At 70.6% G+C, this 14,995-nt stretch carries 14 protein-coding genes; 7 read left to right on the plus strand and 7 right to left on the minus strand.

What is annotated here, in order from left to right; all coding sequences use genetic code 11:
• The 5 genes from E1292_RS44465 to E1292_RS44485 all read left to right on the plus strand — a co-directional run.
• On the plus strand, positions 1-679 hold a 679-nt coding region (locus tag E1292_RS44465; RefSeq protein ID WP_132605788.1), incomplete at its 5' end, for an amino acid ABC transporter ATP-binding/permease protein.
• Positions 680-773: 94 nt separating this feature from the next.
• Positions 774-1,397, plus strand: a complete 624-nt coding sequence (locus E1292_RS44470; RefSeq protein ID WP_132605790.1) for a transporter — start codon at positions 774-776, stop codon at positions 1,395-1,397.
• Positions 1,394-1,717, plus strand: coding sequence for a winged helix-turn-helix domain-containing protein (locus E1292_RS44475; RefSeq protein ID WP_132605792.1), 324 nt, complete (start codon positions 1,394-1,396; stop codon positions 1,715-1,717). The genes E1292_RS44470 and E1292_RS44475 overlap by 4 nt, the downstream gene beginning before the upstream one ends.
• Positions 1,714-2,607, plus strand: a complete 894-nt coding sequence (locus E1292_RS44480; protein WP_132605794.1) for an ABC transporter ATP-binding protein — start codon at positions 1,714-1,716, stop codon at positions 2,605-2,607. Before E1292_RS44475 ends, E1292_RS44480 begins: the two co-directional genes overlap by 4 nt.
• Positions 2,600-3,340: an ABC transporter permease gene (locus E1292_RS44485; RefSeq protein ID WP_132605796.1), complete on the plus strand. Its 741-nt coding sequence runs from the start codon at positions 2,600-2,602 to the stop codon at positions 3,338-3,340. The genes E1292_RS44480 and E1292_RS44485 overlap by 8 nt, the downstream gene beginning before the upstream one ends.
• A gap of 66 nt (positions 3,341-3,406) precedes the next feature.
• Here the strand turns inward: E1292_RS44485 and E1292_RS44490 are convergent, their stop codons facing one another.
• The 6 genes from E1292_RS44490 to E1292_RS44515 all read right to left on the minus strand — a co-directional run bounded on the left by E1292_RS44490 (position 3,407) and on the right by E1292_RS44515 (position 9,683).
• Positions 3,407-4,627, minus strand: a complete 1,221-nt coding sequence (locus E1292_RS44490) for a S1C family serine protease (RefSeq protein WP_132605798.1) — start codon at positions 4,625-4,627, stop codon at positions 3,407-3,409.
• A 224-nt stretch (positions 4,628-4,851) separates the two neighbouring features.
• On the minus strand, positions 4,852-6,387 hold the full coding sequence (locus tag E1292_RS44495) for an AMP-binding protein (RefSeq protein WP_132605800.1): 1,536 nt from the start codon (positions 6,385-6,387) through the stop codon (positions 4,852-4,854).
• 115 nt (positions 6,388-6,502) lie between these two features.
• Complete coding sequence (locus tag E1292_RS44500) at positions 6,503-7,087, minus strand: hypothetical protein (RefSeq protein WP_132605802.1); 585 nt, start codon at positions 7,085-7,087, stop codon at positions 6,503-6,505.
• Between the two features lie 134 nt (positions 7,088-7,221).
• Positions 7,222-8,025, minus strand: coding sequence for a MetQ/NlpA family ABC transporter substrate-binding protein (locus E1292_RS44505; RefSeq protein ID WP_342775775.1), 804 nt, complete (start codon positions 8,023-8,025; stop codon positions 7,222-7,224).
• A gap of 27 nt (positions 8,026-8,052) precedes the next feature.
• Positions 8,053-8,709, minus strand: coding sequence for a methionine ABC transporter permease (locus tag E1292_RS44510; protein ID WP_132605806.1), 657 nt, complete (start codon positions 8,707-8,709; stop codon positions 8,053-8,055).
• Positions 8,706-9,683, minus strand: a complete 978-nt coding sequence (locus E1292_RS44515; RefSeq protein ID WP_132605808.1) for a methionine ABC transporter ATP-binding protein — start codon at positions 9,681-9,683, stop codon at positions 8,706-8,708. Before E1292_RS44515 ends, E1292_RS44510 begins: the two co-directional genes overlap by 4 nt.
• A gap of 382 nt (positions 9,684-10,065) precedes the next feature.
• On the opposite strand from E1292_RS44515, the gene E1292_RS44520 reads away from it, so the two are divergent.
• On the plus strand, positions 10,066-10,485 hold the full coding sequence (locus tag E1292_RS44520; protein ID WP_132605810.1) for a MarR family transcriptional regulator: 420 nt from the start codon (positions 10,066-10,068) through the stop codon (positions 10,483-10,485).
• A gap of 182 nt (positions 10,486-10,667) precedes the next feature.
• Here the strand turns inward: E1292_RS44520 and lon are convergent, their stop codons facing one another.
• Positions 10,668-13,025: an endopeptidase La gene (lon, locus tag E1292_RS44525; RefSeq protein WP_132605812.1), complete on the minus strand. Its 2,358-nt coding sequence runs from the start codon at positions 13,023-13,025 to the stop codon at positions 10,668-10,670.
• A 436-nt stretch (positions 13,026-13,461) separates the two neighbouring features.
• On the opposite strand from lon, the gene E1292_RS44530 reads away from it, so the two are divergent.
• Positions 13,462-14,995, plus strand: a 1,534-nt coding sequence (locus E1292_RS44530) for a sensor histidine kinase (protein ID WP_181958401.1), incomplete at its 3' end; no start/stop codon positions are given.

A 14,995-nucleotide genomic window follows, 5' to 3' on the forward strand; every position in this document is an offset into this window, starting at 1 on the left:
GCCGGCGCTGGACGGGGTGTCGTTGCGGCTCACGCCCGGCAAGCGGGTCGCGGTCGTCGGGCCGAGCGGGGCGGGGAAGAGCACGTTGCTGGCCGCCCTGATGCGCCTGGTGGAGCCGGAGTCGGGCACGATCACGGTGAACGGCACGGACCTCCGCGAGCTCGCCGGCGACGACGTGCGGACGCTGATGACGGGGCTCACCCAGGATCCCTACATCTTCCGTGCCGGCCTCCGCGACAACCTGCGCCTGGCGGGCCCGGAAGCCGGGGACGAGGACCTGCGGCGGGCCGTACGCGATGCCAGGCTCGAGGCGTGGGTCGAGCGCACCGGCTGGGACACGGAGCTGGGCGAGGACGGCAGGACCGTGTCCGGCGGCCAGTTGCAGCGGCTGGCCCTGGCCAGGGCGTTGTTGTACGACCCTCCTGTGCTGCTGCTCGACGAGCCCGCCGAGGCGCTCGACGAGGAGACTGCCGACCGGCTCATGGCCGACCTGCTCGACGTGACCAGGGACCGCACCACGCTGCTCGTGACGCATCGCCTCAAAGGCCTGGAGACGGTCGACGAGATCGTCGTGCTCGACGAGGGCCGCGTCGTCCAGCGGGGCCGCCATGAGGAGCTCGTCTCCGTGCCCGGCTACTACCGGGATCTGTGGGAGTCCGAGGTCCTGACCAGGCGTTAGGCCGGCACCACTCCGAACGCCCGCTCCAGGGGTGGAGTTGGCGCGGCAATCTGGTTTACGATACAAACCAGTTTGCGATATCGAGGAGTTTGCGTTGGTAGAAGACGATCGGCCGCCGAGCCCCGAGGAGATGCTCCGGGTCATCGAGGAGCAGCGCGCCGCCACCACGAAATGGCTCTACGGCGACCCGCTGCTGCTCTACATGCCCTGGGGCGTGGCCTGGCTCATCGGCTTCACCGCGTTCTTCCTGCACTACGGGCTCGACGGCCGGGCGTACGCGCCGATCTCCCAGATGCAGGCGCTGGCGGTGCTGATGGCCGCGCAGATCGTGGCGGGCGCGATCGCCGCGTACGGCATCGTGCGGATGAACAGCCTCGTCCGGGGCGACAGCTCGGCCCGCGGCGCGATGTTCGGCTACGCGTGGATGGCGGGCATGCTGCTCATGGTCGTCATCTGCCTCAGGATGGGCCCCCTGCTGCCGCCCGACGAGACCGGCCTGCTCTGGGCGGGCACGTCGCTGCTGGTGGTGGCGGTGCTGCACATGGCCGGCGGCGCGATCTGGCTCAACTGGCCGATGTTCTTCATCGGGGCCTGGGTCGCCGCCGTCGACGCGCTGGGCGTGCTGCTCGGCGCGGGCTGGCACGCGCTGCTGACGGCCGTGCTGCTGGGGGGCGGCTTCATCGTGGCCAGCGTCTGGCTGCGGCGGCACGACCGGTGAGCACGGACAAGGCGCCGCCCGATCTCGACCCAGTGATCCACGCGCAGGCCAGGCTGCGCGTGGTCGCCGCGCTCAACGTGCTCGCCGACGGCGACGAGATGGCCTTCGGCTCCATGAAGGAGCTGCTCGGCATGACGGCCGGCAACCTGTCGGTGCACCTGACCAAGCTGGAGGAGGCCGGATACGTGCGGATCACCAAGACGCACAAGGGCCGCACGCCCGTCACGTTCGTGGCGCTGACCAGGCGCGGGCGGCTGGCCTTCGAGGAGTACACCAAGGCGATTCGCGCCCTTCTCGACAACGCTGGAGGCGTTACATGACCGTCCTCGCTCAAGCGGCCGAGGTCACCCGCCGCTACGGAGACGTGCTCGCGCTCGACCGCGTCTCGCTCGACATCCGCGCGGGCGAGCTGGTCGGGCTGCTCGGCCCCAACGGCGCGGGCAAGTCCACCCTCATCAACCTGTTCGTGGGGCTGCGCCGCCCGACCTCCGGCACGGTCACGCTGTTCGGCGGCTCGCCGCAGGACCCCGCCATGCGGCGCCGCATCGGCGTGACCCCGCAGGAGACGGGGCTGCCCGAGTCGTTACGCGTCGGGGAGATCGTCGACTTCGTGTCGGCGCACTTCCCCGAGCCCTCGGACAAGCACGAGCTGCTGGCCCGCTTCGGCCTGAGCGACCTGGTCAGGCGGCAGATCGGCGGCCTGTCCGGCGGCCAGAAGCGGCGGCTGGCCGTGGCACTGGCCTTCACGGGCGACCCCGAGCTGGTCTTCCTCGACGAGCCGACGACCGGCCTCGACGTCGAGGCCAGGCGCTCCCTGTGGGACGGCATCACCTCCTTCCACGAGCGGGGCGGCACCGTGCTGGTCACCAGCCACTACATCGAGGAGATCGAGGCGCTGGCCAGGCGGGTCGTCGTGGTGGGTCACGGGCGCGTGCTGGCCGACGACACGATGGAGTCCGTACGCGACATCGTGGGTGTGCGGCGCGTCTCCTTCACCGCCGCCGACCTCCGCGACCTCGACGCGCTACCGGGCGTGCTCGGCGCCGAGCGCGCCGACGACGGCCGGGTCAGCCTGGTGACCACCGACCCCGACCGGCTGGTCGTCGAGCTGGTGACGGGCGGCACGCCGTTCTCCGGCCTCGAGGTCAAGCCGACCACGCTCGAAGAGGCGTTCCTCGCCATCACCTCGAAGGAGGCCACGCATGTCTAGCCTGGTCGTCGCGCACACCCGCTACCTCATGACCGAGCAGATCAGGGTGCCCATCGGCATTCTCGCCAGCGCGCTGTTCCCGGCCATCTCGATGGTGGCGTTCGTGGTGCCGCTGGCGGGCGGCCAGGCGCAGGCGGCCACGACGGCGTCGGCGTCGATGACGTTCTTCGGCGCGACGTCCGGCGCGCTGATCGGGTTGAGCATCGCCGTCGCCATGGACCGCGAGCAGCCGTGGAACGCCTATCTGCGCACGCTTCCCGCGGGCCCGTTCCCCCGCTTCGCCGGGCGGATCATGTCGACCCTCGCCGTCATGCTCGCCTCGGTGGTGCCGGTGCTGCTGGTCGCGGCGTTCTTCACGGAGGCGACGATCACGCCGCTCAGGCTCCTGGCCGGGCTGGCCGTGCTGGTCGTCTGCGGGATCCCGTTCATGCTGCTGGGGTTGTTCCTCGGCTACGTGCTGACGTCGAAGGCCGTGATCGCGGTGTCGCAGCTGCTGTTCTTCCCGCTCGCGATCCTCGGCGGGCTCCTGGTGCCACCGGCCTACCTGCCCGACTTCATCGGGGTCGTCTCGCCGTACACGCCGACGAGGGGCGCGGCCGAGCTGCTGTGGGCGGTGACGGCCGGCACCAGCCCCGACGTGCTCTCGGTGGTCATGCTGGCCGTGTGGACCGTGGTCGCGGCGGTGGCCGCCGGATGGGCCTACCGCCGCGACGAGGGTCGCCGTTTCTCCTGATCATGGGGGGTGTGCCGCCGAGTCCGCAGCGATCTCAACGGCACACCCGTCCATGAGGGGGTCCTGTTATTTCTTCTCTTCGAGGGTCACGGTGACCTCGCCGGCCTCGCCGTCCCTCATATATGTGATCTTGACCTGTTGGCCGGGTTTGAAACCTCTGACCTGTCCCACCACAGTATCTCCGCCGTCAACCGACTTGCCGGCGATCTTGGTGATGAGGTCGCCCTCCTCGAGCCCGGCCTTCTCCGCCGGGCTGCCTGCGGTGACCTGCCTGACCAGGGCGCCCGGCACGTCGCCGGTGGCGTCGGTGACGCTCACGCCGAGGAAGGCGTGGGTGACCTTGCCGTGGCTGATGAGCTGCTCGGACACCTGCTTGGCGGTGTTGACCGGGATGGCGAAGCCGACGCCGCCGCCGGCCGCTTCGGAGGCGATCGCGGTGTTGATGCCGACCAGCTCGCCCGCGGCGTTCACGAGCGCGCCCCCGGAGTTGCCGGGGTTGATCGAGGCGTCGGTCTGGATCGCCCCGCCGATCGTGGTGCCGCTGCTCTCCTGACCCTGCTGGGGCCAGCCCGGCGGGAGCTGCTGGCGCGGCTCGTCGCCGGTGGTCAGCGTACGGTCCAGCGCGCTGACGATGCCCGCCGTGACCGACCCGGCCAGGCCGAGAGGGCTGCCGATGGCGAGCACGGCGTCGCCCACCTTGAGCTTGTCGCTGTCGCCGAGCGTGGCCTTGGGCAGCCCCGAGACCCCTTCCGCGCGGATGACCGCGAGGTCGGTGGCGGGGTCGGTGCCGACGGCGGTGGCCTTGGCCGTCTTGCCGTCGCTGAACTTGACGGTCATCTGCCCGCCCCCGGGCTCCACCACGTGGTTGTTGGTGAGGATGAGGCCGTCCTCCGACAGCACGACTCCGGAGCCCTCACGGGTCTGGCCCTGGATCATCACCACGGTCGGCTGCACCTTCGCCGCGACGTCGGCGACGGTCATCTGGTCGGCGGCGGGCTTGAAGACAGGGCTCGGCGTGCCGGTACTGGCTACCGGCTCGGGCTGGAACGAGGTGGCCACGGCGGCGCCCACGACACCGCCGCCGACGGCCACCGCAGCCAGGGCCAGCCCGGCGATCACCTTCCTGCCGGCGGAGAAACCCGGCTTCTTCGGCGGCGCGGGCGGCGGCGGAAGCGGCTGCTCCATCCTGCTCGTGTCACGCCGGGGAAAGCCCCCGGCGGCCGGCGGGGTGGCCCCGAACTGGCTCCACCCGCCGGTGCTCTGCTCGCGAGGCTCGTTCGCGTCCATTCGTCCATCTCCCTCAAGTCCCGATGACTCAAGAGTGCCAAGTCGCGCGTAAGAGCCGTTTAAGGCCGTGATCGGCGGCGTCGGAGGGCGTTGACATGTCGTTTATCACCCCTGGTCAGGGGCCGGTCGCATGGAGCGAGATCGTGACGAGAAATTTCTCGCGGACGGCGCCCCGCCCTGCTGGAGCCGTCACCGGTGTCCGCGATCCGACCGTTGCCGAATCCTTACGGTCGCGCCGGCCAGTACTCGTCCCGCAGCAGGCGCTTGTAGAGCTTGCCCGTCGGGTGGCGGGGCAGCTCCGCACGGAAGTCGACCGACTTGGGACACTTGTAGTGCGCGAGGCGCTCGCGGCAGTACGCGATCAGCTCCGCCTCCAGCCCCGGACCCGCCTCGGCCATGGACGCCGGCTCGACCACCGCCTTGACCTGCTCCCCCATCTCCTCGTCCGGCACGCCGAACACCGCCACGTCGGCGACCTTCGGATGCACCGACAGCACGTTCTCGGCCTCCTGCGGGTAGATGTTCACCCCGCCCGAGATGATCATGTACGAGCGGCGGTCGGTGAGGTGGAGGAAGCCGTCGGCGTCCAGGTAGCCGATGTCCCCCAGGGTCGTCCAGCCCCTCCCCCGCGGGTCCTCGGCCGCGCGGGTCTTGCCGGGGTCGCCGTGATATTCGAAGCGGCCGCCGTTCTCGAAGTAGATCGTCCCGTGCTCGCCCGGCGGCAGGTCGTTGCCGTCCTCGTCGCAGATGTGCACGATGCCGAGCAGGGAGCGGCCGACCGTGCCCTTGCGCCGGAGCCAGTCCTCGGAGTCGACATAGAGGAAGCCGTTGCCCTCGGTGCCCGCGTAGTACTCGTGGATGATCGGGCCCCACCAGTCGATCATCTGCTCCTTGACGGGGATCGGGCAGGGGGCGGCGGCGTGGATGGCATATTTGAGCGTGGAAATATCGTATGTTTCCCGGGTTTCTGGTGGGAGCTTGAGCATCTTGATGAACATCGTCGGCACGAGCTGCGAGTGCGTCACCCCGTACCTCTCCACCAGCGCCAGGTACTGCTCGGGGTCGAAGCGCTCCATCACCACCACCGTCGCGCCGAGCCGCTGGAACGTCAGGCAGTAGCGCAGCGGCGCGGCGTGGTAGAGCGGCGCCGGCGAGAGGTAGACGCTGCCGGACGACGGCGCGAACAGGGCCTCGATGAGCCTGAACAGCATCCCGGGCTCGGTGAGCGGGCCGTGCGTGGAGGGCGTCTTGACGCCCTTCGGCCGCCCCGTGGTGCCGGAGGAGTAGAGCATGTCCGCCCCGAGGCACTCGTCGGCGATCGGGGTGACCGGCTGCTTCGCGACCGCTTCCTCGTACGACGCGAAGCCGTCGGCCACGCCGTCGAGCATGAGCCGCAGCTCGACGCCCGGCGTGGCGTCGACGATCGAGGTGGCGACGCCGGCCAGGTCGGCGCTCGAGATGAACACGCGGGCGCCGCAGTTGCCGACGATGTAGGCCAGCTCGTCGGCCTGCAGCCGCGAGCTGACCGGCGTGTAGTAGAGGCCAGAACGGTGCGCGGCCCAGGCGATGGCCAGGAAGAGCGGATGGTTGGCGAGCATGAAGGCGATGTGGTCGCCCGGCCGCAGTCCCGCCGCGCGGAACAGGTGGGCCAGCCGGTTCGACTCCTCTTCCAGTTCGCGGTAGGTGACGACCTTCCCGGAGCCCGCCATGATCACAGCGGGCTTGTCTGGGGTGGCTGCTGCGATGGCTCCCGGATACATGAACAGAACAGTATTCGGCCGCTGTTCTCCACGCCATAACCCGCTTCGCGGGCTTTCCTCCGGCATGGCGAAGCCGCGACCTCGTCGCCGAGGCCGCGGCTCGTAAGGCGGCGCGTCAGGCGGCCGCGTGGAAGATGCCCTGCCAGCCGCTGTGGTGGCCGGTCGGGTGACGGCGGTCGCCCCTGCTCACGTCCACGTAAATGTGGGCGACGTTCTTGCCGTGGAAGGAGAAGTGCCTCGGGTGCCGGCCGCAGTTGCGGAACTGCTCGACGTACGAGGAACCGTCGGCACGCACGACCTTGAACGTTTCCCACGCGCACTTGCTCCGGCCCCACCATTTGTGGTTGGAGAGCGTGTTGTGCACGGTGGAGAAGTGGTCGTAACGCCACTGCCACACGTGCTTCTTGACTTTCTTCACGACCCACTTGCAGTGCTTGTGGCCCTTACGGTCCTCCCAGCACACCCGCTTCTTCACCGGCACCCACTTCACGTACCAGTGCTTGACGCGCTTCTTGTCGGCCGACACGTGGCCGGACGCCTCGGCCTTGTGGTCGGTGGAGTCATAAGATCCCCAGCTCACGTGGTAGGAGCGGGTGCCGGATGCCGTGCTGCCCGCCGCCGCGTTCGCGGCGGCGGGGGCGATGAGCGCCACCAGCGCGGTGGCGATGACGCCGAGCATGATTCGCGAGACGAATCGCACTTGGGCCTCCTCGGGAGAGGTTTTGCTGACCCCTTTTTAATACGCCCGGCGGATTGCGCTCCGCTTACAAATGACTTGCCGCCTCAAAGGGCTGGATCACTTGATATTCCCGGCCGTCACACGCGTTTCCAATATCATTCCGCGGGAATCACCGAGCCGGCGTACTTCTGCTGGATGAAATCCTTGACCCGCTGGTCCCGCAGCAGCTTGCCGAGGGTCACGATGTTCGCGTCCTTCTCGTGGCCCGCCCGCACGACCAGGCCGTTGACGTACGGGTTGCCCTCGCCCTTCTCCAGCACCAGCGCCTGCGACGCGGGCTTGAGCCCGGCCTCGATCGCGTAGTTGCCGTTGATCACCGCGGCGTCGACGTCCTCCAGCGAGCGCGGGAGCTGCGCCGCCTCCAGCGGCTGGAACCGCAGGTTCTTCGGGTTCTCCGTCACGTCGAGCTCGGTGGCGGCGGTGCCCGCGCCGTCCCTCAGCTTGACCATGCCGTTGTCGGCCAGCAGTTTGAGCGCGCGGCCCAGGTTGGTGGCGTCGTTCGGGACGGCCACCGTGGCGCCCGCGGGCAGCGCCCGCGCCTCAGTGATCTTCTTGGAGTACAGGCCGAGCGGCTCCAGGTGGACCGGCGCGACGAAGGCCAGCTCGGTGCCCTTGGAGGAGTTGAAGTCGTCGAGGTACGGCTTGTGCTGGAAGAAGTTCGCGGTCAGCAGCCCCTCGTCGAGCTGCGTGTTCGGCTGCACGTAGTCGGTGAACTCCACGATCTCCAGCTTGAGGCCGGCGGCCGGAGCGAGGTTCTCCTTGACGAAGCCGAGGATCTCGGCGTGCGGCACCGGGCTGGCGCCGATCTTGAGCACGCTGTCGGCCGACTCGGCCTCCGTCGTGGCGGACTGCGACGTACCGCATGCGGCGAGCGACAAAGCCAGCGCAACCGCACCCACAATGCGACCAAATTTCATGATTTTCCCTTACTTGTGCGATAGGCGCCTGGCGACCCAGTCGCCCAGGCTCTGCAGGAGTTGCACGATCACGATGAGCACCACGACGGTGACGATCATCACCAGCGTCTCGAACCGCTGGTAGCCGTACCGGATGGCCAGGTCGCCCAGCCCGCCGCCGCCGATCGTGCCGGCCATGGCGGAATAGCCGATGAGCGCGACCACGGTCACGGTCAGGCCCGCCACCAGCCCGGGCAGCGCCTCGGGCAGCAGCACCTTGCGCACGATCGCGGCGCGGCCGGCGCCCATGGCCTGGGCGGCCTGGACGACGTCCGTACCGACCTCCCTGAGGGCCGTCTCGACCAGCCGGGCGAAGAACGGCACCGCGCCGACCGTGAGCGGCACCACCACGGCGGCGGTCCCGATCGTGGTGCCGACGACGAGACGGGTGAACGGGATGATCGCGATCATCAGCACGATGAACGGCAGCGAGCGCCCGATGTTGACCACGAACCCGAGCGCCGACTTCAGCGCCGGCATCGGCCGGAGCCCGCCGCGGTCGAACACCACGAGCGCCACGCCGAGCGGCAGCCCGAACAGCACGGTGAACAGCGCCGACCAGCCGACCATCTGCGCCGTCTCCACCGTCGCCGGCCACAGCAGGGGCAGCATCTCCTCCCAGGTCATGCGGCCCTGCCTTCCCGGGTCTCCCCCGCGACTTCGACGATCAGCCCGCAGTCACGCAGGTACGCCAGCGCGGCGCCGGTCTCGGCGCCGTCGAGCGCGACGCGCAGCCGCCCGGCCGATCCGCCCGCGAGTTCCTCGATCGAGCCGCCCAGGATGCTCACGTCCACGTCGAACTTCCGCACGACCTCCGACACGACCGGCCGGCCCGGGTCGCCGGTGAACGTCAGCGTCACCACGCCGGGCGGGGCAGGTTCGGGCAGCGGGAAGATCTCCCTGGTCAGGCGGGCACCGGGCGTCCTGATGAGGTCGGCGACGGCCCCCGACTCCTCGATGCGGCCCCCCGACATGATGGCCACGGAGTCGCAGACGGTCTTGACGACGTCCATCTCGTGGGTGATGAGCAGGATCGTCAGGCCCAGCTCGGTGTTGAGCCGCTTGAGCAGGGCGAGGATCGACTGGGTGGTGGCCGGGTCGAGGGCGGAGGTGGCCTCGTCCGACAGCAGCACCGACGGGTTGCCCGCCAGCGCCCTGGCGATGCCGACCCGCTGTTTCTGTCCCCCGGAGAGCTGGTGGGGACGGTCCTTGCCGCGCCCGTCCAGCCCCACGAGGGCCAGCAACTCGGCGACCCTGCGCCGGCGCTCGGCCCTCGGCACGCCCATGACCTCCAGCGGGAACGCGACGTTGCCGGCGACCGTGCGCGAGGAGAGCAGCGCGAAGTGCTGGTGGATCATGCCGATCCGCTGCCTGGCCCGGTTCAGCTCGCCGTCGCCCAGCGCGGTCAGATCCTGGCCCGCGACCGCGACGGTGCCCGCGGTCGGGCGTTCGAGCAGGTTGACGCAGCGCAGCAGCGTGCTCTTGCCGGCGCCGCTCTGGCCGAGCACGCCGTAGATCTCGCCTTCGCGCACGTGCAGGTCGACACCGTCCAGGGCAACGGTCTCGCCATAGTGCTTGCGCAGGCCTGAAGCCTGGATCACGGATCATCCCCACCACTGAGGGCGGCCGCCGTCGGGGCCGCGGAAACGTACAGGATCGAACAGCAGGTGGCAGGCGTTCAGCGCGTGCCGGGGTGGAAGGGCAGGTGGCTCAGCCTGCGCAGCACGAAACCTGGTGTGATCATGAGGACCTTCGAGGAGAACGGGCGGACGGGGTGCTCTAACGGGCCGGCATTCGCCCCATACGCATGCGACAACACGAGACGCCCCTGCGGGTGCCCTGGTCGTTCGCGTATGCCTCGTTCACGCCGTTGCTAACGACGCGGCGAGACGCCCCCATTCCCCCGCTGACGCGTGATCCGTGTCACTTCTCATTTATATCTCTGGAGATACATCGTTAGCGATGTAGTGTCCTGTCATGGTCATGAACACCGCGAGATTGCGCAGGCTGGGGCGGCGGCTGGTGGAGCTGTCGATGTCCACGAGCGACGAGGGGAAGCCGATGTTCACCCCCGGGGAGGAGGCGGTCTTCGAGGACGTGCTGCGTCATCCGGGGAGCACGGTCGGCGAGATCCGGGCCCGCACGGGGTTCGCCCAGAGCCACGTGTCGGCCTCGGTCGCCCGGATGCGCGAGCGCGGCCTGCTGGCCACCGAGCCCGACCCGGACGACGGCCGGCGCACCCGGGTGCGCGTCCCCGACACCACCGTGCAGGCGTTGTTCCGCCGGGCGACCACACCCGTGACGGAGGTGGTACGTCGGGCCGTACCGGACGAGGCGGACGCCGAGCGGGCGGTCACGCTCCTGACGGAGCTGGAGGCCCTGCTGGTCACGGACGGCGACTGACCCTGCCGGGACAGACCAGGCCCAGGATCGGACAGACCCGCGGGCGCGGGCGGACCGGGACACGCGGACGACGGGCCGAGCCGGGCATGCGTAGGCCGGGCACGCGGAGGTTCAGGCGGACCCGGCATGCGGGCGCCCGCCGTACCCAGGAATATCTGGATACGGCGGGCGGCCGGGGCGGGTCAGGCCGCCACGGAGGAGGCGACCTGAGCCGGGGTGAGCGCGAGGTCCAGGACCTCGCGCACGTCGCTGACCGCGTGGATGGTCAGCTCGTCGCGGACCTCCTCGGGCACGTCGTCCAGGTCCGGCTCGTTGCGGGCCGGGATGAGGACGGTGGTGATGCCCGCGCGGTGCGCGGCCAGCAGCTTCTGCTTGACGCCGCCGATCGGCAGCACCCGCCCGGTCAGCGAGATCTCGCCGGTCATGGCCACGTCGCCGCGGACGAGCCGCCCCGACAGCAGCGAGGCCAGCGCGGTCGTCAGCGTCACACCGGCCGAGGGGCCGTCCTTGGGGACGGCGCCCGCGGGGAAGTGCACGTGGACCGAGCGGTCTTTCAGCGCGGTGACCGGCAGCTCCAGCTCCGCGCCGTGCGAGCGCAGGTAGGACAGCGCGATCCTGGCCGACTCCTTCATCACGTCGCCCAGCTGGCCGGTCAGCGTGAGCCCGGTCTCGCCGGTCTCCGGGTCGGCCATCGACGCCTCCACGTAGAGCACGTCGCCGCCGGCGCCGGTGACCGCCAGGCCGGTGGCCACGCCCGGCACCGAGGTGCGCTGGCGGGACTCGGGCAGCGACGACTCCGGCACGAACCTCGGCCGCCCGATGTAGCCGACCAGGTCGCCCTCGCCGACCGTGACGGGCAGCTCGTCGTTGGCCGCCACCTTGCGCAGGATCCTGGCGACCGCACGCTCCAGGGAGCGTACGCCGGCCTCGCGGGTGTATTCGGCGGCCAGCCTGCGCAGCGCCGTGTCCTCGACCGTGACCTCCTCGGCGGTCAGCCCGGCCAGCTCGAGCTGCTTGGGCAGCAGGTGGTCGCGGGCGATCGCGACCTTCTCGTCCTCGGTGTAGCCGTCGAGGGTGACGACCTCCATCCGGTCGAGCAGCGGCCCGGGGATGGCCTCCAGGACGTTGGCCGTGGCCAGGAACAGCACGTCGGACAGGTCGAGCTCGACTTCGAGATAGTGATCGCGGAACGTGTGGTTCTGGGCCGGGTCGAGCACCTCGAGGAGGGCGGCCGTGGGGTCGCCGCGGTAGTCGGCGCCGACCTTGTCGACCTCGTCGAGCAGGACGACGGGGTTCATCGAGCCGGCCTCGCGGATGGCGCGGACGATGCGGCCGGGCAGCGCGCCGACGTAGGTGCGCCGGTGGCCGCGGATCTCCGCCTCGTCACGCACGCCGCCGAGCGCGACGCGGACGAACTTGCGCCCCATCGCCCGGGCCACGGACTCGCCCAGCGAGGTCTTGCCTACTCCGGGAGGGCCGGCCAGCGCGAGCACGGCGCCGCTGCGGCGGCCGCCCACCACGCCGAGGCCCTTGTCCTGGCGGCGCTTGCGCACGGCCAGGTGCTCGATGATGCGGTCCTTCACGTCGGACAGGCCCGTGTGGTCGGCGTCGAGCACGGCCCTGGCGCCCACGATGTCGTAGTTGTCCTCTGTGCGGTCGTCCCACGGGATGTCGAGGATCGTGTCGAGCCACGTGCGGATCCATCCGGTCTCCGGAGACTGGTCGGGCGTCCGCTCCAGCTTGTCGACCTCCTTGAGCGCGGCCTCGCGCACCTTCTCCGGCAGGGCGGCCGCCTCGACGCGGGCGCGGTAGTCCTCCTCCTCGGTCTCGGAGTCGCCGTTGAGCTCCTTCAGCTCCTTCCGCACCGCGTCGAGCTGCTGGCGCAGCAGGAACTCGCGCTGCTGCTTCTCCATGCCCTCCTGGACGTCCTTGCGGATCGTCTCGGCGACGTCGAGCTCGGCGAGGTGCTCGCGCGACCACTCGACCAGCTTGGCCAGTCGGTCGGCGGGATCGGCGGCCTCGAGCAGCTCGACCTTCTGCGCCGTGCTCAGCCAGGGGGTGTAGCCGGAGCTGTCGGCCAGCACCGAGGGGTCGTCGATCTGGTTGACCTGGTCGACCACCTGCCAGGCGCCGCGCTTCTGCAGGATCGTCGTGGCCAGCGCTTTGTACTCCCTGGCCAGCTCCTGGGCGCGCTCGCCGGCGGCGACGGTGTCGATCGTGTCGGCCTCGACCCACAGCGCGGCGCCGGGGCCGGTCGTGCCGGTGCCCACGCGGACGCGGTCGACGCCGCGCACCACAGCCGCGGGCTCGCCGCCCGGCAGCCTCCCGACCTGCTCGACCACCGCCCGCACGCCGATGGCGCCGTAACGGCCGTCGATGCGGGGAACGAGGAGGACCCGCGGCTTGTTGCCACCGGATGCACGGGCCGCGTCTATGGCAGCGCGCACGTCGGAGTCGGACAGGTCCAGCGGAACCACCATGCCCGGCAGGACGACCTCGTCGTCGAGCGGCAGGACCGGAAGGATCAAGCTCTCACTCATGCGAACTCCAAAGGGTTGAGTACATCCGACTCAATTCATCAGAGCCTCGGATTGTTCCCTTCCTTGCCGATGTTCGCTCACGGCGATCGTAATCATGTAATTGGATACCTGAGGGCGATGGCGGAATCAACCCCTGGTGTGACGCGGCCGACGGCGGCCCGACCATAAGCTTGACCAGGTGATCTCCGTCCAACGTGCCCGCGGCCTCGCCCTCCGGCGCCCCGGCCGTTCCCGTGCCACCTCCGGCGAGGGAGACGACCGCACGCCCGGCGCCAAGCCCGCGCCGGAGCCCGCGACAGGGCCCGTGACAGGGCCCGTGACAGGGCCCGTGACAGGGCCCGCGACAGGGCCCGCGACAGGGCCCGCGACAGGGCCCGCGACAGGGCCCGCGACAGGGCCCGCGACAGGGCCCGCGACAGACCCCGTGACAGACCCCGTGACAGACCCCGCGACAGGGCCCGCGCCAGACCCCGACGGAGCCCCTGGCGCCGCGCCCGCGTCGGGTCGTGACGGCGCCGCGTCGGGTCGCGACGGCGCGCCCGCGACAGGCCGTGACGGCGCGCCCGGCGACGAGAACGCCGGGGGTGACTCGCCGAGATGGAGCGGCAGGCGGGCGAGCGGTGTGGCGCTGGCACTGGTGCGGCCGTTCGAGCAGGCCCTGTGGCGGGGTGACGCCGACCCGCCGCCGTCCTCCCGTCGCCTCAACCTCGAGGTGCCGCACTGGCTGGCGGTGCTCGTGCCGCTGAAGACGGTCAACCTCCTGCAGTGGGCCGAGCTGGTGCTGGCCTTCGCCCTGTTCGGGGTGACCCAGTCCATGGTGAACGACTGGAACGTCAACACCCGGCTGCCGGTCGGCGAGCAGTTCGTCTACCTCACCGCTCTGGCGGTCGCGTTGCCCGTGGCGCTGCGCGACCGGTGGCCGCTGGCCGCGTGGCGGGTCGCCTTCGTGTCGATGCCTCTCGTCCTCTGGGTGGCCAAGACGGCCGGGCCGCCCGGAGCCATCCCCTACGCGACCCCCGCGATCGTGGCCTACCTGCTGGTCCTCTACTCCGTGGCCGTGCGCTGCGACCGGCAGATCACCTGGGTCGTCTGGGTCCTCACGGTCCTCACCGCCTGGATCGCCGACCCCAACTCGATGGCGATCGTGTCGGTCGTCACGGCCGTCGCGGTGCTGTTCGGCTACAACGTACGGGTCCGGCGCTCGGCCACGGCCAAGCTCGTGGTCGAGGAGCGGCGCTCCCAGGTCGCCGAGAGCGCCAAGGCCGTGCTGGCCGAGCGCACCCGCATCGCCCGTGAGCTGCACGACGTGGTGGCGCACCACATGTCGGTGATCGCGATCCAGGCGGAGGCGGTGCCGCTCAAGGCGGCCGGCGACCCGGTGCAGTTGGAGGCGGGCCTGGCCGAGATCCGCGGGCTGTCGCTGGAGGCGATCGCGGAGCTGCGCCAGGTCCTCGGCGTGCTGCGCGACCAGGACGGCCGCACCGACACCGCGCCCCAGCCCGGGCTCGACCGGGTCGACGAGCTGTTCTCCAACGCCCGCGCCGCCGGGCTGGCCGTGCTCGTCAAACGGTCGGGCTCGCTCGACGGGCTGCCGCCCGCCGTGGAGCTGTCGGCGTACCGGATCGTGCAGGAGTCGCTGAGCAACGTGATGCGGCACGCGCCGGGGGCGCCCGTGGCGGTGGACATCACCAGCGAAGGGAACGAGTTGCGGTTGTGCGTCGCCAACGGGCCGGGCAGCGGCTCCGGCGTGACCGCAGGCACCAGCGAATCCGGCGTGCCTGCCGATGTCCCGCGCGAGACTTCCCCGAGCGGGGCACGTCAGACGGGCCGGGACACCGCTTCCGAGACAGGCCAGGACGCGGCGCGTGGGGCGGGGCAGCACACGGCACGCCGGGCCGGCCAGGACACGGCAGGTGAGGCGCCGCAGCGCACGGCAGGTGGGGCGGGGCAAGGGCTGGTGGGGATGCGGG

It is taken from the genome of Nonomuraea deserti, from assembly GCF_004348685.1.
GTDB classification, from domain to species: Bacteria; Actinomycetota; Actinomycetes; order Streptosporangiales; family Streptosporangiaceae; genus Nonomuraea; species Nonomuraea deserti.

Coding starts and splice junctions, on each gene's coding strand:
- E1292_RS44480 (WP_132605794.1), top strand. CDS start 1,714: ATGACCGTCCTCGCTCAAGCGGCCGAGGTCACCCGCCGCTACGGAGAC.
- E1292_RS44510 (WP_132605806.1), bottom strand. CDS start 8,709: ATGACCTGGGAGGAGATGCTGCCCCTGCTGTGGCCGGCGACGGTGGAG.
- E1292_RS44495 (WP_132605800.1), bottom strand. CDS start 6,387: ATGTATCCGGGAGCCATCGCAGCAGCCACCCCAGACAAGCCCGCTGTG.
- E1292_RS44520 (WP_132605810.1), top strand. CDS start 10,066: ATGAACACCGCGAGATTGCGCAGGCTGGGGCGGCGGCTGGTGGAGCTG.
- lon (WP_132605812.1), bottom strand. CDS start 13,025: ATGAGTGAGAGCTTGATCCTTCCGGTCCTGCCGCTCGACGACGAGGTC.
- E1292_RS44490 (WP_132605798.1), bottom strand. CDS start 4,627: ATGGACGCGAACGAGCCTCGCGAGCAGAGCACCGGCGGGTGGAGCCAG.
- E1292_RS44485 (WP_132605796.1), top strand. CDS start 2,600: ATGTCTAGCCTGGTCGTCGCGCACACCCGCTACCTCATGACCGAGCAG.